Source organism: Noviherbaspirillum malthae (assembly GCF_015352985.1).
GTDB lineage: Bacteria > Pseudomonadota > Gammaproteobacteria > Burkholderiales > Burkholderiaceae_D > Noviherbaspirillum > Noviherbaspirillum malthae.
Genome location: NZ_JACYXF010000024.1, coordinates 1 through 17453, shown reverse-complemented (window position 1 = coordinate 17453; position 17453 = coordinate 1). Strand labels below are relative to the sequence as shown.

Annotated in this window: 16 protein-coding genes and 1 pseudogene; 11 read left to right on the top strand and 6 right to left on the bottom strand. The window is 58.3% G+C overall.

Annotation, left to right across the window (positions count from 1 at the left end; translation table 11 throughout):
- Positions 1–162 precede the first annotated feature (162 nt).
- The gene (locus tag IGW03_RS21685; protein ID WP_194724618.1) at positions 163–1017 is read right to left on the bottom strand and encodes an SHOCT domain-containing protein; all 855 of its coding nucleotides are present in this window, start codon (positions 1015–1017) and stop codon (positions 163–165) included.
- A gap of 416 nt (positions 1018–1433) precedes the next feature.
- Here IGW03_RS21685 and IGW03_RS21680 point away from each other — a divergent pair, with 416 nt between their 5' ends.
- Together IGW03_RS21680 and IGW03_RS21675 are read left to right on the top strand one after the other, a co-directional pair.
- Entirely contained in the window at positions 1434–2432 is a 999-nt protein-coding gene (locus IGW03_RS21680; protein ID WP_194724617.1) for a carbohydrate porin, read from the top strand.
- Positions 2433–2713: 281 nt separating this feature from the next.
- Positions 2714–2962 carry a hypothetical protein gene (locus IGW03_RS21675; RefSeq protein WP_194724616.1) on the top strand — a complete coding sequence of 83 codons (249 nt, stop codon included), beginning with the start codon at positions 2714–2716 and terminating at the stop codon, positions 2960–2962.
- 49 nt (positions 2963–3011) lie between these two features.
- Here the strand turns inward: IGW03_RS21675 and IGW03_RS21670 are convergent, their stop codons facing one another.
- Positions 3012–4928, bottom strand: a complete 1917-nt coding sequence (locus IGW03_RS21670; RefSeq protein ID WP_194724615.1) for a glucokinase — start codon at positions 4926–4928, stop codon at positions 3012–3014.
- Between the two features lie 285 nt (positions 4929–5213).
- Between IGW03_RS21670 and IGW03_RS21665 the strand changes: the two genes are divergently transcribed.
- Genes IGW03_RS21665 through IGW03_RS21645 form a run of 5 tightly spaced genes read left to right on the top strand, consistent with a single transcriptional unit; the run spans position 5214 to position 9036 of the window.
- Complete coding sequence (locus IGW03_RS21665) at positions 5214–5987, top strand: IclR family transcriptional regulator (protein ID WP_194724614.1); 774 nt, start codon at positions 5214–5216, stop codon at positions 5985–5987.
- Positions 5988–6028: 41 nt separating this feature from the next.
- Complete coding sequence (locus IGW03_RS21660) at positions 6029–7231, top strand: CaiB/BaiF CoA transferase family protein (protein ID WP_194724613.1); 1203 nt, start codon at positions 6029–6031, stop codon at positions 7229–7231.
- The gene (locus IGW03_RS21655; protein WP_194724612.1) at positions 7228–8043 is read left to right on the top strand and encodes a citryl-CoA lyase; all 816 of its coding nucleotides are present in this window, start codon (positions 7228–7230) and stop codon (positions 8041–8043) included. Before IGW03_RS21660 ends, IGW03_RS21655 begins: the two co-directional genes overlap by 4 nt.
- Before the next feature lie 46 nt (positions 8044–8089).
- Complete coding sequence (locus tag IGW03_RS21650) at positions 8090–8596, top strand: GNAT family N-acetyltransferase (RefSeq protein WP_194724611.1); 507 nt, start codon at positions 8090–8092, stop codon at positions 8594–8596.
- Between the two features lie 50 nt (positions 8597–8646).
- The gene (locus IGW03_RS21645; RefSeq protein WP_194724610.1) at positions 8647–9036 is read left to right on the top strand and encodes a DUF488 domain-containing protein; all 390 of its coding nucleotides are present in this window, start codon (positions 8647–8649) and stop codon (positions 9034–9036) included.
- A 42-nt stretch (positions 9037–9078) separates the two neighbouring features.
- Here the strand turns inward: IGW03_RS21645 and IGW03_RS21640 are convergent, their stop codons facing one another.
- Positions 9079–10011, bottom strand: coding sequence for an AraC family transcriptional regulator (locus tag IGW03_RS21640; protein WP_194724609.1), 933 nt, complete (start codon positions 10009–10011; stop codon positions 9079–9081).
- Between the two features lie 114 nt (positions 10012–10125).
- Here IGW03_RS21640 and IGW03_RS21635 point away from each other — a divergent pair, with 114 nt between their 5' ends.
- Entirely contained in the window at positions 10126–11718 is a 1593-nt protein-coding gene (locus IGW03_RS21635; protein WP_194724608.1) for a methyl-accepting chemotaxis protein, read from the top strand.
- Positions 11719–11908: 190 nt separating this feature from the next.
- Here IGW03_RS21635 and IGW03_RS21630 read toward each other — a convergent pair whose 3' ends face one another.
- On the bottom strand, positions 11909–12355 hold the full coding sequence (locus IGW03_RS21630) for a hypothetical protein (protein WP_194724607.1): 447 nt from the start codon (positions 12353–12355) through the stop codon (positions 11909–11911).
- 161 nt (positions 12356–12516) lie between these two features.
- Between IGW03_RS21630 and IGW03_RS21625 the strand changes: the two genes are divergently transcribed.
- The gene (locus IGW03_RS21625; RefSeq protein ID WP_194724606.1) at positions 12517–13350 is read left to right on the top strand and encodes a hypothetical protein; all 834 of its coding nucleotides are present in this window, start codon (positions 12517–12519) and stop codon (positions 13348–13350) included.
- Here IGW03_RS21625 and tnpC read toward each other — a convergent pair.
- Positions 13334–13894, bottom strand: a pseudogene (tnpC, locus tag IGW03_RS21620) (IS66 family transposase); the annotation flags it as partial. The gene IGW03_RS21625 and the pseudogene tnpC sit on opposite strands and share 17 nt — an antisense overlap.
- 28 nt (positions 13895–13922) lie before the next feature.
- Here tnpC and IGW03_RS21615 point away from each other — a divergent pair.
- On the top strand, positions 13923–15419 hold the full coding sequence (locus IGW03_RS21615) for a TonB-dependent receptor plug domain-containing protein (protein WP_194724605.1): 1497 nt from the start codon (positions 13923–13925) through the stop codon (positions 15417–15419).
- A gap of 296 nt (positions 15420–15715) precedes the next feature.
- Here the strand turns inward: IGW03_RS21615 and IGW03_RS21610 are convergent, their stop codons facing one another.
- Complete coding sequence (locus tag IGW03_RS21610; RefSeq protein WP_194724604.1) at positions 15716–16972, bottom strand: phage integrase N-terminal domain-containing protein; 1257 nt, start codon at positions 16970–16972, stop codon at positions 15716–15718.
- Between the two features lie 77 nt (positions 16973–17049).
- Between IGW03_RS21610 and IGW03_RS21605 the strand changes: the two genes are divergently transcribed.
- Positions 17050–17453 (top strand): IS5 family transposase (locus IGW03_RS21605; RefSeq protein ID WP_194724603.1); only part of this gene is annotated, 404 nt, incomplete at its 3' end.

The window sequence follows — 17453 nt, the reverse complement described above, 5'->3', positions numbered from 1 at the left end:
GCATTTGCATGCGCAAACTGAAGGAGCCAAGCGAACTAGGCGAACTAAGCGAACGGTGCTGCTGACAGCAGCCGTATAAAAAGTTTGAAGTTCGGTAATGGCCGGTGAAACAGCGCAAGCTGAATCACCGGCCAATTTTTATGCGGTCCCGCTTTATCCTGCTTACCATTCTTCCAGGATGGATTTCCTTTTTCGCTCGTACTCATCGCGTGTAATCAGATCCTGCTCCATGAGGCTCCTGAGCCGGCGCAGTCGCACTTCCTGAGCCGCATAGTACTGCTCATCCGTTACCGCGGCCTTCCTCGCCTCGGCACCATGCGAGGGTTGAGAAGTCGCATGACGCGGCTTGTTCATCATGGCCAGCGGAATCGCTACCCAGTCGCGACGCTGCAGGCTTGGTCCTGATGCATAAAGACTGACTGCCGATATGCTCTCCCGGCTGCCGAAGTCAAAAGTCGGCTGCCGCTTCGTTCCAAGATACTGGCCGATGAAATCCAGCTCAGCCCCGCCGAAGATCAGGTTGAGACCGCGATCATCGATGAAGGCCCGGCCGCTGTAGCCGCGCCTTTCTGCGAACCATCCTGTGCCGCCCCGCGAGGTGGTTACAAAGAACAGCACGTCCTGCCGGCTGTTGGCCTTGGCCAGTGCGGCTGCAAGGCCATCGGCAAATTTTCTCGCTTGCTGCGGGCTGAACACCGGCTCTGCCTTCTCGTCGCCTGAGCGTTTCAGTTTAAGCAAGGCATGGGTCAGTCCCTCCGGACTCAGCTCCTTGGGATGTTGACTGGCCAGATCCTTTACCGGTGCGGCCAAGTAAATCTGGTCGTAGTCTCCATCGCTCCATACCAGCGCAACACCCGCACATCGCGAGCAAGCTGAAAACTCCGTACTGGCCGCCCCGGCATCAATGGAAGCTGTTGACATAGCGATGCACGTCATCACTGTCGCCACAGAACGGGCAAACGACGGAACTCCTGCTCTTAAAAGCCTTTTCATTTCATTTACCTGCCTTGTTGTCATGAATTCATTTTTATCATTTTGTAAGTAGTATTGCTACTATATTTTTATAAATTCTCCTCCTGAAAACCACCTAATCCGGCGAAGCGTCGCGGGTTTCCGTGCACCGATTTACTGTAAATGCTTCTTGAGCTCGATTATTGTTGAATTTTAAACACAATATTCCTCAAAATTTTGTTGTGCAATATAGTAGAACTACATACATGATGTTAGTATCGCCTTGCAGTATCGAGTCTGAATAGCACCAAATTTTTTGGAAGTACTGCCAGTTCCGGTCGTCACGTCCGGCATAGAGGCCCGGTGGTTTAAGGGAAAACAGCCACATGGCGCAGCAATGTGCAAAAGGCTCGGAATAAAACCCGCTCATGCCGGTGAACGCTTGATGTCGTCACGACATTTAATCTAACGAGGAGAAATGGATGAGAAATCCGGTATTTAAACTGCTGCCGATTGCAGCTGCGGCATTACTGTGCCTGAACAATGCTCAGGCGGGAGATGCGGAGGGTATTTATCACGGCTACTTGCGATCCGGAGCCGGAACGAATTCCGAAAAAGGCGCGCAGGCCTGCTTTAATCTCGGCGGTCCGACGGCCGAAAATTCAAGCGGACGCCTCGGTAACGAGTGCGACACATACGGCGAATTCGGATATACCAAGGAGTTTGCCAAGGCGCCGGACGGCACCTCTTTTGTCGGCACCATCATGGCCAACATCTACAATCCCGGCTCCAATGTGGGCAACGCCAAGCTAAGTCTCAATCAGTACTGGGTCGCGGCGAAGAATGTGCCCTTCCTCAACGGAGCAACTGCCTGGATCGGCAACCGCTTCAATAACCGCCCGGACGTCCACATGATGGACTGGCAGTACGTGAACATGAGCGGCACCGGTGTCGGCATCGAAGGCATCGCAGCGGGACCCGGCAACTGCATCGGCGTATGCGTCAAGCAGCATGTTTGGGACAACCCGATGGAGGCGGCATGGACCGCTATCCGCAACAGCGCGCCGAGCCGCCTTCGGGTGGATGCATGGGATGCGCTGTGGGGAGCGCTTCAGGCAAGCATCTGGGACTGCATTGCCGTTCCCATCGGCGAATCCGTCAAAGCGTGCGCCAATGACAGTGCGCAAAGCAGCGTCTACGGCCAGCACGATGCTTATTGGCTTGCCTACTACGATTATTTTCAGGAAGAAGGCTTGCGCGTCGAGACCGAGAAAGTGCAGGGCCTGATCCGGATTGCCAGCCATGCGGGCTGGTTTGCGCCGCACGCAAAAATATGCTGGATATGCGAACGCCCGCGAGCCATAGTATTGAACAGCAAGGGGGAGCTTCATTCGGACAACGGACCCGCGCTGGATTACCCCGACGGCTGGTGTCTATATGCCGCCAACGGCAAAGTGCACTTCAGGCCTGTGACAAGCTAACTCTGTATCTGGAATCCATCATACATATCAAAGGAAGCCACTTTCCCCCCCTACCCCGCCGAACCATTGGCCCCTGCGAAGGAGAAGGAAAATCAAGCAGCGCATCCCGTTACCGATGTGGCGAAACCCGATGGGACTCATCCGTCTGCGGCAAAGACCACGGCGCCTCCGGCAAGTCCTTAAGTTATCGCTTGCAGACTGAGTTTGCAAACAATGGGCAAAAGCAATCCAAGCGCTCTGCGAAGGGCAGACGCGGGATACCTGCTGATGGCAGCGACACGATGGCCGAAACAAGATCAACCGAATCTGCCGATCTTGTCTCACCGCACAACCCAATCACTTCTGCGTTCTCTCCGGCTACTGCCATGACGAGATATTTCTTCGGCGGCCAGGAAGAAAGTGCTGCAGCACACGAGTATCTCTCGAAGCACCTCAGTGCGGTTATTGGCTTTAACAAGCAGACGGTGGCAGCCGAGCTGGCCCAATGGGGCAATGTGCGGCTAAAGCAGCTTGGACGCTGCGGATTCTAGGCAGGAAATCCGTAATTTTTCGATACCCTCGCCAAGCGTCCCGGACGGCTTACGTGCCGGCGGGTTCAGCCTCATCCTCATCGCCAGGCATCGCCACGCCGGTGCTGGCCAGCGTATGCGTCAAAACACCCAGCTTGGCCTGTCGCTGCAGTTCGGCGTAAGGACTGGAACGCTTCATCGACACGCCGACGACCAGCATATCGATCAGCAGCAGCAGCAGGATGCGCGATACCATCGGTATGTGATTGCTGCTGCCCTCGTCATGCTCGACCGCCAGCGTCAGGTGAGCACGCTTGGCCAATTGGGAATTGCCCGGCGCCAGGGCGATGACGCGCGCTCCGGCGCTGATGGCAGCTTCCACGGCCGGAGCCAAGTGCCGCAGACGTCCCGAGTTAGAGATCGCGACGACGACGTCGCCCGCTCTCAACATCGCTGCCGATACTTCCTGCACCTGCGGATCGCTGCATGCGAACGCAGCCATGCCCATCCGTGAGAATTTTTGCTGGGCATCGGCAGCCACCAGGCCGCAGCTTCCGAATCCGTAGAATTCGACGCGCGGCGCCTGCGCCAGGATATCGATTGCCCGCGACAGCGATTCGGCGTTGAGCGTATCGCGCACACCGACCATTGCAGAGATGGTGTTGTCGGCCACCTTGACGCCGACCTCGACCGGCGGGTCCCCCGCATGCACCTGGCTGCGCGCAACCGGCACATTGCCGGAGACGCCGGATGCCAGCTTCAGCTTGAAGTCGGCAAGGCCCTGGCAGCCGAGTGTGCGGCAGAACCGGATCACCGTGGGCTGGCTGACATCGGCCTTGCGCGCGATGTCGGCGATGGGGTCGTTCATCACGCTGCGCGGATGCGACAGGATCAGGCCGGCCACCTTCTGCTCGGCCGGCGACAGCTGCGGCTTGAGCTTGCGGATACGCTCGAGGATGGGAATGGCGTTGCCGCCGTCGCCCAGGTGTTCAGTCAGGATGGCGGATACGCCGGTGAATGCAGGATAAGGCGCGGTGATGACGAAAGTCGGTATCTGCGACACGTAATCGGTGAAGCGGCCCTTGCTCTCAAACCGGGCGCGGAACGGCGAGCGGGCGAAATAGTCGCCGAGCCGGGGTACGATGCCGCCGCCGATGTAAATCCCGCCCAGGGTGCCCAAGGTCACGGCGAGGTTGGCGGCTACCGTGCCGAGCATCGCGCAGAAGCACTCGAGCACTTCCATGGACAGTTCATCGGTCCCGGCAAGTGCCCGGGTAACGATCTCGGGTGCTACCAGCGGTTCCGCATCCTGCACGCCGTTGCGGTCGGCCAATGCCTGATAGATGAGTTCGATGCCGGGGCCGGACACCAGCCGCTCGGCGGAGACGTGCGCATAGGTTTTCCAGCAATACTGAAGAATGGCGGCTTCGCGCTCGTCGGCCGGCGAGAAGGAGACATGCCCGCCTTCGCTGTTGAGCGCGATCCAGCGGCCGTCGCTTGCGATCAGCCCGCCGACGCCGAGACCGGTTCCGGCACCCACCAGGCCGATCACGCTGGCCGGGCGCGCCTTGCCGCCGCCGACTTGACGCAGTTGGGACGGGTCGAGCCGGGGCAGCGCCATGGCAAGCGCCGTGAAGTCATTGACGATCAGCAGGGTATCGAGCTTCAGCCTGCGGCGCGTAGCCTCGATCGAAAACGCCCAGGAATGGTTGGTCATCTTGACGTCGTCGCCCTGCACCGGATTGGCGATGTCAATGGCCGCATGCCGGACGGCCGGATGGCCGCATTCGGCAAGATAGGCTTCGATCGCGTCGGCGAATTCCGGGAAGTCCGCGCAGCGGTACACCCGGATCATGTCTATCTTCCCCGGCGCCAGCTGGAGCGCGAAGCGGGCATTGGTGCCCCCGACGTCGCCCAGGAGACGCGGGCCATCAAGGAAAGGAACAAGCTGCGCATCCTGCGAAGACATCATGGTTGTGGAAGACATAAGGTTTGATTCTGTTTATACGGCAACATGGGCTTTCATCAACCGCGCGGACGCATTGCCATGTCGTTCGGCATTGTCAGGCGACATCTTAGCGTGATTTATTGGGGAAAGCGTGGTCTGCCGTCTGGCATTGTCCTGTTGGGTCCTCGATGTCGGCTCTTGAGTTGGCATCAGGTCGGTTGCCAGCTGTCCGGTTTGACCTGCCCACCATGCCGTTCTAAAATTTGGTATCGGGTTCCACCCAACAGAACGCATTTCAACATTTTTCACCCACAAGGCAGGTTCATGCCAGCGACCGACACATCAGCCACTCCGGCTCCGATCTCAAGCAATGCCGCCGAGACGACTTCGTCGGACGAAATCGGCGTCGCGGCAGTCAACCGTGCGCTTGCGATTCTCGATACCTTCACCGAAGATGCGCCTGTCCTGACGCTGGCCCAGCTCAGCCAGAAAACCGGGCTGTACAAGAGCACGATACTGCGCCTGCTGCAGTCGCTCGACGCCTACGGCTATGTCAACCGGCTCGACGGCGGCGCCTATGTGCTCGGTCCCAAGCCTGTGCGGCTTGCCGCTCTCGCGACCAGGTCGCTGCATCCCGCCGAAGTCGTCATGCCGGTGCTTCGCGAACTGGTGCAGGCGGCCGGCGAGAGCGCATCCTTTTATGTGCGTTCGGGTGCGCAGCGCCTGTGCGCCTACCGTGTCGATTCACCGCGTTCGGTGCGCGACAACGTCCAGATCGGCCAGCTTCTGCCGCTGGACAAGGGAGCCGCCGGCCGCGTGCTGGTCGATTTCGAGCCTGGCGCGGGCCATCGTTTGAGCGCCGGCATGCCGATCCGGATTTCGCGCGGCGAGCGCGATCCGGAAACGGCCGCCATTGCCTGTCCGGTATTCGGCGCCGGCAACCGGCTCGAGGGCGCCGTCACCCTGTCCGGTCCGCTCACGCGCTTCGGCGAAAGCGAAACCCTGGCCATGGTGGCGCCGCTGATCGCCGCCGCCCGCAAACTGACCGTTGGCTTCATGGGCGATTCGGGACTGCTGGCCAATACGGATACCGGCTGACGGCGGCAAGCGATACGAAGCTCATTACTCAAGGGATCTCCATGTCTGCATTACTCGAAGGAATCAGGGTGCTGGATCTGACCAATGTCCTGGCAGGGCCATTCACCGGATACCAGATGGCACTGCTGGGCGCCGACGTGATCAAGGTGGAAACGCCCGGATCGGGCGACCTGGCGCGTCAGCTCGGCGCCGATGCCGGGCTCAACCGGCAGAAAATGGGCGCTTCCTTCCTGGCGCAGAACGGCGGCAAGCGCTCGCTTACGCTCAACCTCAAGTCCGAACAAGGCAAGGAAGTGTTCCGCCGCCTGGTGGCAGGAGCGGATGTGGTGCTGGAAAACTACCGTCCCGGCGTGATGGACCGGCTCGGCCTCGGTTACGAAGCACTGAAGGAAGTCAATCCCGGCATCGTCTACTGCGCGATTTCAGGCTTCGGCCAGACCGGGCCGATGGCAGCCGCACCGGCGTATGACCAGATCATCCAGGGCCGCTCGGGCGTCATGAGCATCACCGGCGATGCGCAGTCGGCGCCGCTGCGGGTCGGCTATCCGGTCTGCGACACCATCGGCGGCATGACGGCGGCATTCGCCGTCTCTTCCGCCCTGGTCAGGCGCGGCCGAAACGGTGAAGGCGCGTTCATCGATGTCTCCATGCTGGATTCCGCCCTTGTCACCATGGGATGGATCGTCTCGAACCAATTGATCGCCGATCGCGCGCCCGTGCCGATGGGGAACGACAACTTTACCGCCAGCCCCTCAGGCACCTTCCGCACCGGTGACGGTCTGCTCAACATCGCGGCCAACAAGCAGGAGCAGTTCGAGACATTGTGCCGATGCATCTCCCGTCCGGAACTGATTCCCGATCCGCGCTTCGCCGAGCGCGAATCGCGCAAGCAGCATCGCGCCGCGCTCACGGCCGCGCTTGAAGAGGCGCTGGCCGCGAACAGCGCCGCCTTCTGGGAAGCGCAATTGAATGCCGCCGGCGTGCCGGCCGGCCAGGTGCTGACCGTGGCGCAGGCCCTGGACCAGGAGCAGGTACGACACCGGGAGCTGCTGATGCCGCTGCCCTTCCCCGATCCGGAACGGCCCGAGATCACGGTCACGCGGAGCGGCTTCACGGTCGACGGCAAGGCAACCGGAGTCGATCGCCCTCCTCCGCAGCTGGGCGAACATGCGGAAGACATCTTGAAAGAACTCGGTTACGACGACCAGCAGATTGCACAAATGCGTGAGAAAGGTACCTTATGACAATCGGTGAACAAGCAACAGAGCTGCTCGGCAAGGCCAAGGCATGGTGGACCACGAAGCTGATCGATATCCGGCCCGGCGTGATCCGCATCAAGGGCGAGCCGATCGAGAACCTGATCGGCAACGTCGGCTACGCCCACATGGTGTGGCTGATGCTGCGCGACGAGCCGCCCACGCCGGCCCAGGCACGCCTGCTGGAAGCGGCGCTGGTGTCTGCGGTCGACCATGGCCCGCAGGCGCCTTCGATCGCCATTTCGCGGATGGCGGTGACCTGCGGCGCACCGCTCAACGCCGCGATGGCGTCGGCGATCAATGTGCTCGACGACATCCACGGCGGCGCGGGGCAGCAATGCCTGGCCCTGTTTCAGACAATCGATTCCCATGCGCGCAGCCGTTCTCTGGATGCGGCGGTCAAGCTTGCGCTCGACGAGTTCGTCGCGGAATACGGCAAGGTCATCCCGGGTTACGGCCATCGCTTCCATCCGGTCGACCCGCGCGCCGTGAAGCTGCTGAGCCTGGTCGATGCGGCGCAAGCGGGCGGCGAGGTCGAAGGCCGTTTTGCCCGAATCGGACGCGAAGTGGAAAAGGCGCTGGCCGAGCGCACCGGCAAACAGATCCCGATGAACATCGACGGCGCCACCGCCGTGGTCTACGGAGAACTCGGCTTTGCGCCGGAACTGGCACGCGGCCTGTTCATCCTGTCGCGTTCGGTGGGCATTCTTGCCCATGCCTGGGAACAGAAGAACCAGGGCGGGCGCATCAAGGGTCCAATGCCGCCGGAACTGGGTTATACCTACGTGCAGGACAAATGATCCGCCATTGCGGGCGGCTGCATGCGCGTCTGCGGAGGATGTCGTCATGAGTATCAGCATACGAAGCGAGAGGCCGTCCGACGTGCCGGCGATAGAAGCGCTGGTTGCTGCAGCATTTCGCGATGCGCCGCATTCCAGCCATACCGAACAGTTCATCGTCAATGCGCTGCGCGGGGCGGGGCAGTTGTCGATATCGCTGGTAGCGGCGGACGCAGAAGACATCGTCGGCCATGTCGCCGTATCTCCGGTGTCCGTCTCGGACGGCAGCAAGGGCTGGTACGGACTGGGTCCGGTTGCGGTGGCGCCTGCCTGCCAGGGAAGGAAGACGGGCACGCGTCTCGTCGAGCAGGCCCTGCTCAAGCTGCGCGGGCTGCGTGCATGCGGATGCGTCGTGCTGGGCGAGCCGCAATACTATGGCCGCTTCGGTTTCAAGGATGTCCCCGGGCTGACGTTTCCAGGCGTTCCGCCGATGTATTTCCAGGCTATTGTCTTCGAGGGGCACATGCCTTCGGGCGTCGTGTCTTATCATGAAGCCTTCAACGCGCGGCAATGATCCTGTCGTCCCGCCGCCGGCATGCAAGCACAAGTTTTCGAGGACAGATCATGGCGATACGCATCGTAAGGCTGGGCAGCCCGCGCGGCAAGGATGAGGGATTGCGCATCGGGACGGTGCGCAGGCCGCCGCGCGGCATCAAGAAGGAAGATTACGCGCGCAAGGACATCTACGATGTCTGGTATCCGAATCTTGCGCCGAGCGAAGCCCTGCTCAAGGAAGCGCAAGCCGCGGAAGACGCGCGGTCCTGGTCCAGCTTCCAGCGCAAGTACATCGCGGAGATGAAGAAGCCGGAGGCAAGCCGGTCGCTGGACCTGCTGGCTGCGCTGTCGCACCGGACCGATATGGCGGTCGGCTGCTACTGCGAAGATGAAAGCCGCTGCCATCGATCGATATTGCGCACCTTGCTGCTGGAACGGGGTGCAGACGTGGCCCCGTAGCGCGAGTTGAAATGATGATGCGGCATCCACAATGCCGCCGCACTAATCGCTGTCTTCGCAGGACTGTTTCAGCCAATCCGTCGGCGAGACGCCGCAACGGGATTTGAATGCATTGGTGAACCCCGGCTGGTAGCTGTAGCCTACCGTTTTCGCTACCTGTTTGACGGACCTGCCTTCCTTGAGATGGACCTTGGCCAGCTCCATCCGCCAGCCGGTCAGGTAGTCCGCAGGCGGCACGCCGACAATGTTCCTGAAATGGTTGATGAACGCCGTGCGCGACATGTTCACCGCTGCAGCCATGTCAGCGACCGACCACGCGCGTCCCGGTTCTGCGTGCAGCATTGCCAGTACAGGCGCAATCTGCCTGTCCGACAGCCCGGCGACGGCGCCTTTGCGGATCAGCTTCGTTCTTTGCGCGTATCGCACCAGGTGTATCACCAGCATGTCGCACAAACGGTCCATCATCAGGCGCTTGCCTATGTCATCCGTTGCAGCCTCGGCAAACAGCAGCGACAGCGTCGGCGACAGGCCGGTCTCTTCGCTGAGTCGGATACACATCACGTCCGGCAGCGCCAGCGCGATCGGATTGTGCTCGGCATTATGAAAGCGCACGTTCGCGCATAACAGCGACGCCAGGCCTTCCGAAGGTATGACCAGCCTGTGATCATACGGCCGCGGATAGAACACCAGCGCGGGCTCCGTCACATGCAGCGGCGGCCCCTCCTTGTGCTCCATGATGAGTTGGCCCTTGTTTATCAGGTGAAGATGGCCAACCGATTGGCTGGCCAAGAATTGCGTTCGTCCGCAAAACTCACCTTGAAAAAAAACGGATGTACTGAAGCCGAAGCGAGGCAGGAGAGTGAGCAGTTCGTCCATGAAAACGATTAAAGAAGAACATTGGTACTGATTCGTATCATATTTGTACGAATGCGTATGAGAACGCACAAAACGATACGCGGTATTCGATCGTATCATTCCTTGCAGAAACTTTTTGCAGTGTTGTTCTGGTCGCGTGGTTTTTATTCAAAAGAACGCGCGACGTCGCCAATCGTGGCCATTTGCTGTCTCGTTCTCTTACCAATAAAAATCATGACTGCTCCTGCAAGTATGCGAATCGGTACCAAGCTGGCAATTGGCTTTGGCGTAGTAATTTTTCTCCTCATCGCCCTGTGTGCGATATCGGTCATGCAAACCCGGACGACCACGCAACTTCTGGAAGAGCAGCACCGTGTTCGTACGCAAAAACTCGAGCAGCTGTATGTGGTCCGGGAAGCGCTCGGACAGACCGGCCTGGCCGCGCGCAATGCCTATATCTTCACCAGCGACACTGAGGCGGACGCAGAACTTGCCCTTCTCGACGAGCAAAAGGCTATCTACCTTGAGGCACTGGCCCGGCTGACGCCCCAGTTCAAGGGGCAATCCGACTTCGAGACGATGCGCAATGATTTGCTGGCAATGGCTGAAGAGCTCAAGCGTCCGCGCAAGTACCGCCAGGCGAAGAACATGGAAGAGTTCGGCCGCTTCCTGGTCAACGAGTGCAGTCCGCTGCGTCGAAAGATCATCGCTGAAATCGATGTGATCACCAAGGCGGTGCAGCAGGATGTCGAGAACGATAGCCGGAACATTGAACAGGCAACCGCGCAATCAGGGATGCTGATCCTGGCGATCTCGGTCATCGCCGTATTGATCAGTGCCGCTGTCGCCGTCGTGATCACCCGCGGCCTGCTGCTGCAGTTGGGCGGCGAACCCGCCGAGGCGCGCCGGATCGCCAGCCGCATTGCGGAAGGCGACCTTACCGTCGCCATTTCGGTCCGCCGCGGTGACGATGCAAGTGTCATCGCGGCCATGCAGAACATGCGCAACAGCCTGATTCGCATCGTCGCCCAGATCCGTGCCGGCACCGATGCCATCAGCTCCGGCACCAGCCAGATTGCCAGCGGCAACCTGGAGCTGTCTGCCCGCACCGAGCAGCAGGCCAGTTCGCTGGAGGAGACGGCGTCTTCCATGGAAGAGCTGACGACCACCGTCAAGCAGAATGCCGAGCATGCGCACCAGGCCAACGAACTGGCGTCTGCGGCTTCATCCGTTGCCGTCAAGGGAAAAGAAGTGGTGTCGGAGGTGGTCGAAACAATGAACGCAATCAACGGCTCGGCGATGAAGATCTCCGAGATCATCAGCGTCATTGACGGCATCGCATTCCAGACCAACATCCTGGCGCTGAATGCGGCGGTGGAAGCAGCGCGCGCCGGCGAACAGGGCCGCGGCTTCGCGGTTGTCGCATCGGAAGTGCGCAGCCTCGCACAGCGCTCGGCATCCGCCGCCAAGGAGATCAAGAGCCTGATCGAGGATTCAGTCTCGAAGGTTGCCTTCGGCAGCAGCCTGGTCGATCAGGCGGGCCGCACGATGGAAGAAATCGTTCAGAGCATCCAGCGGGTGAACCACATGATGGAAGACATCGCGTCGGCCAGCCATGAACAGACGGCCGGAATCAGCCAGATCAACTCGGCAATCAACAGCATCGACGAAACCACCCAGCAAAATGCAAGCCTGGTGGAAGAATCGGCTACGGCGGCGCAAAGCATGCAGGAGCAGGCGCAGGCTCTGGCCGAGCTTGTCAGTACGTTTCAGCTGGCCAACTCCAATCCGCACCTGGAACACCAGGTCGTGAAACGCCTCTCGTAGCCGTTCAGGACGCGCGCCGCCCCAACGTGGCGTGTTGCAAGCTTGAATGAAGAACGGGTCGGGTGGAAGACGACCGAGCCGAGCCTGTCACCTGACCATTCCGGCCTTCGCGGGACAGCGTCACTTCCGCCTGGAAGAAGGCTGCGCTGCAGCGTCGTCCCGGTGATGCGTTACGGCAGGCTCAGACGAATCAGCGTATGCCGTTGAGCATGTCGTGCAGTTCCAGCCGGTTGTAGGTGGCCCGCATTGCATCCTTGGCGCTGATGGTTTTCTTCGCCACCATCTGCGTCAGCACCTCATTGAGGCTGCGCGACATGTTGTCGGCCTTGCGCTTGAGGAAGTCTGCCATCAGGTGCATCTTTTCCATGTCGACGATATACGGCGCCACCTGCTGGTTGTTATTGAAGATCATTTCGCTGGCGAGCGCGAATTCCTTGCCGCTCTCGGTCGGCAGCAGATTCTGGTAGATCACGCCGACGAGCGAATTGGCCAGCGTCACCGCGCGCTGGCTGCGCTGCTCCGACGGGAAAAAGCCGAGCAGCTTGCTGATGGCGCTCTGCGCACTGTTGGTATGCATGGTCGCCAGCACCACTGTACAGATGCATACCGCTATGGCCTCGAAGGTTGCGACGTACACGATCTTTCGTTTGAGCCCTTGCACTTCCTAATCCCATGAGTACTTATACGCTGCTATTGTAGATTGAACTTCACTCGGTCGTTGATGCCGCTGGATTTTTATGGTCTTCTCCAGCATAGTTGTCGTCAGCAACGGAACGACGTATCAGAAAGAAATGAACAATGAGCAAAGTCGGTAAACCCGAGAACCAGCTTGTACAAGTTTCGACAGACGTGCTTCTCGACCGTTCGAGGAAGGACCTTGAAAATGCGTCTAAGGTTGAAGCGAACGTGCCACTTAATCAGTACACGCAAATGGTGGGCAAGTCTGGTGACTGGACGATCGTAGAGCAAGGTACCTACAAGCTGCCACTCGACCTGACTTCGCTAATATCGTTACAGTTGCGTGATGAGGGTAATGCCCTTATTGAAGAAACTCGCCAGCTCAACAATGAGAACATAGGTTCAAGCTTCCGATACTTGGAGGTTACCTTCGGTTCTGATCTGTTCCTAATTGATCTTAGAGAACGGACGCTGGTTTGGGCAGAGAAGGTCTGTAAGGAAGTCTTATACAAACTACGTAATAGAGTCAGGGACGAGCCAGTAGAAACGTATCTCAAATTTTACCAAGCCTGTGTTACCTCACTGGATCAAGAAATGGCATACCGGCCTGGGGGCATGTATCAACTCGTGTGGAATGCGGTATTGGATATGATTCCATACCGGCTTCTGGACTCTATCTTCCTCAAGACTGGAAAACTTGTGGTGAGGCAGGGTGTTATAGACACTGAGGGGATATCTATCACAGGTCCGCGTACTGGCGAACGCCAGATCGATGCGGTGATGGAGCATCTTTCTCTCTACGGCGTGCAGATGACAAGCTGCGCTGAACAAGTCATCCTTGATCCGATGCTTGCGGAGCTCAAAGCAGTGAACCCATTGCCGCCTCTGGATTTGAGTAAGCGTCGGCTAAGAGCCGTGGTTGACGGTGACGTTGGGGTTATGCGTTTGCGTTGAAGGACTGGAGTTTACCGGCAACATTCCAAGGCAACAGGTCATCAATGCGGTTGATTCGATGGTCGGCAACGTGAGCCAGGACATGGCGCAGATAGGCTTCCGGGTCCACGCCATTCAATTTCGCCGTGCCAATGAGCGAGTACATCGCGGCAGCACGCTCACCTCCAGAGTCGGCTCCAGCGAACAAGTAGTTCTTGCGACCCAGGGCCACGCCGCGCAGCGATCGCTCGGCCGCCGAGTTATCAATTTCAATGACTCCATCGTCGCAATAGCGCGTCAGCGCTGCCCAGCGGTTGAGCGCGTATTGAATCGCCGCCGTTGTATCTGATTTCCTTGACAGCGTCGACACAGTCTCGCGCAGCCATACCTCCATGGCCTCAAGCAATGGCTTGGCCTCGGCCCGCCGTACTTGTAGCCGTTCTTCCGGAGGCTTGCCGCGAATCGTTTCCTCGATTGCGTATAGCGCGCCAATGCGCCGCAGCGCCTCGCCAGTAATCGGCGATGGCCTTACCTGCTCCAATTCATAGAACTTGCGCCTGGCGTGGGTTCAGCATGGAGGAAACGCTGGCGGTATGGACATCGCCGCATATCTGAATGTCGGAACGACTAACGGCCACAAGCGCGTGGTGGATGAAGACGCTCAGACTTTGCGGGATCGAATAGCGGGAACCCGAGCCAGTCTAGCACCAGGGCCCGTCAATGTAGGATATGACTCTGTCGATGCTAGCCTTGACTTGGGCTATGAGCACTGGCGGCTACGGTTTGGCTACAAGCTGCGCGACGACTTGGGTACCGGTGCCGGCATCTCGGCAGCACTCGATCCGGTTGGCAAAGAAAAGAGTGAGCGCATCAATACGGACCTGTCATGGGTCAATCATAAGCTGGCCCAGGATTGGGGAGCCGGTGCAGCCGTCAGCTTCATGCAATACAAGCAGCGCATACCAGTCGATCTGAGGTTGTATCCAGCCGGTTCTGTTTTCCCGACCGGAGCTTTCCCCGACGGTATGATCGGCCATCCCGATACGAGTGAACGGCAATTTCGAGTTTCAAGCTTTGCAACGTATTCAGGTCTCGAATCGCATACCCTGAGGGTCGGAGTCGGATACGACGATCTTGATCTATATGAAACGCGAACAATCAAGAATTACGTGTTTGATGCGACAGGCACACCCGTCCCAGCGGGGCCGGTTGCGGATTATTCCGTAATCCAGCCGTTCATGCTCCCGCATAGCCGGCAGGTCACCTACCTCTACGCTCAGGACCAATGGCGCCTCGCTCGAGATTGGGAACTGACCCTAGGAACGCGCTACGATCACTTTTCCGACTTCGGCGGAACAACGAACCCCAGGGTCGCACTGGTGTGGGACGCTGCTCTGGACGTTACGGCAAAGCTGATCTATGGACGAGCGTTCAGAGCTCCTTCCTTCTCTGAACTGTACAGTATCAACAATCCCGTACAACGTGGAAATCCCGTACTGAAGCCAGAACGGGTCGATACCGTTGAAGCAGCTGTGACGTGGCAGGCAAACGACGAACTGACCACAAAGCTAAGCGTGTTCAGGTATGAGATGAAGGACATCATTCGTCCGATCCCGAACGCGGCACCAGCGATGGGGACCACGTTCAACAACATGGGCCGCCAGCATGGCACCGGCTTGGAAATTGAAGCGGAATGGCAGGTTTCACGTCACCTGCAGCTGATTGGTAACTATTCTCACCAGAGATCGGTTGATGAAACAACCGGAAGGGACCCCGGATTCGCGCCAAGAAACCAAGCCTATCTCCGCGCGTCGTGGGCGATTGCGTATGGCTGGCAGCTGAACCCCCAACTTACTTGGGTGGCGAATCGCGCACGCTCTGCCGGCGATCCCCGCCCGCCGGTTGCGGATTATAAGACGTTCGACTTGACCTTACGGACAGCAAGGCCAGTCGGACGGTGGGAGTTTGCAGCATCAGTAAGGAATCTCTTCAATGCCGACGTACGGGAGCCGAGCGCACCTGGAACCATTCCGAATGATTTACCTATGGTCCCACGTGCGTTCTACCTCCAAGCATCGATGCAGATGTGATCTAGCATACCGAACCACATCTGCTTGTCTCGATAGCGTTCCGCTCCCACCAGAATTACTCCGACTAGCAGGCAAGAATGTAACGCCCTAACAGTTCGCCTCGCCGTAGTAATCTGTCGAAGGCGTCGCCCGTACATGTCCATCACGGCCAATGCCAATGGCACCGTAATATTGTGTGGTAACCGGGAGGCGTATATGGCTGTGGTCTTGGCGTTCCTCTATCGAAGTAGGGTTTTGGTTTTTGGGCAGTTGATAGATCGACATATTTTCTCCTTTCAAAGTGTGAGCGAATAGCGTTAACGTGGTGCCTGTTGCGCCGGCAGCCTTCTAGCGACGTGGATTGCAGCAGCCTCTAATGCTTGCCGGATTCCTGTTTCCAATGGCGCCCAATCCAAACCGAAGCGGGCGCTGTGGACCTTCCATAACTGATACGCCTTGGCCAACGAGATTTCGACGTCGTCTTCTGAGGCCAACAGATCCACCAAAACGTGCACGTCCTTCCTGCACTCTTCGGGTGGACGGTCATCAACTCCTTGCGCTTGTAATGCGAGAACCCCTTCAGCGATCACCGCTCTGAAGCGGGCCTGCTCATCACTGCTTTGTTTACGAATGAGATCTCCGTAATACGCAGCTGTGATGTAGTCGCGGTCATGACCAAGCATCAGCGAAACCTCGGTCTGACGGAATTTCAGCTCATCCTTCGGGAGATTTGAAGTGGTTCCGCCCAAAGTCGTGGGAACGAACGCTTTGAAAAGCGCCTGATTTTCCGCGAATTGCGCGCGCAATCCATGGAGCGTAACTCCCAGGTTTTCCTTCGTCGCACCAATTCGCCGGGCGAGGTCAGAATAGCGTTTCAAGTTCTTCTTGATGTTGGCCGGTTTACCGTTGCCATCGTAATCCCATCCAAGATGCTTGGTCTTGCCAATCTTGGACTGCACATATTTCAGGATCTGCCTTTGATGTTCGTACTCAATCGGTATATCACGCGGGCGTCCGTTTTTGCCTTCGCCGGGATAGACCCGTAAGTCGCTTCCGCGGTCCGCAATCCATGGCCTGCAATGAAGAACCTCTTCTCTGCGTAAGCCAAACGCGAGTTCCAATCGGAGCATTAAGCCAAACCTTTCGTTCGCTCTGTCAGCCGCCGCGATGCAGCTGGCAACGTCAACGCCGTTAGCAGTGAAACCCTTGCTCTTTTCCGCTGCGGTCTTGATCACCAACTGTTCCGCAGGCACCTCTGGAAGATAGTCTTGCCAAGAGCGGACTAGATTAGGCTTACCGATCTGTGCGAACACTACCTTTAGCCGGGAGACGTAGTTTTGGATGGTCTTCGGCCGCAAGCCGCGGTTTAGGAACCATTCGCGTACAACTGCGGTGATATGGCGGTCTCCTACGTTGCTCAGCTTTTGGACCTTATATCCCATCTCGTGCAACACCTTCATAAAGGCATTCACAGCTTCTGCTGTTGCATCCTTCGTTCGCTCCGACGCGACGTTACCGTTGTTCCTGCGAAACTCCGAAAGTAGCCCGCTAAATTCGCTACGCCAGTGTTCCATTTGATTCTCCCATTCAATTAGAACTCATTTCATAAATAGGTAGTCAACGCTCTTTTCGACATGACGGGGTTTTCATCATGGCGCGAAGAGAAGAACTTACCGATGAACAATGGGCAATTCTTGAGCCGCTTATTCCGGCCCCCGTACGACGAGCAGATGGACGTGGCCGGCCAGTGGTCCACAGCGATAGAGCTGTGCTTAACGGCATTCTATGGGTGCTGCGTACCGGCGCTGCCTGGGCTGATTTACCTAACCGCTTCCCATCTGGCTGTACATGTTTCAGACGTTTCACCCGATGGGTCAAGGCTGGCGTCATGCGGAAGATACTCGAAGCACTGGCGCGACATCTGGAACAAGCAGGAAAAATCGATCTATCCGAATGCTTTATCGACGGCACTTTCGTAGTGGCGAAAAAGGGGGATCCAAAGTGGGAAAGACCAAGCGGGGCAAGGGCACGAAGCTCATGGTTATTACAGACGCT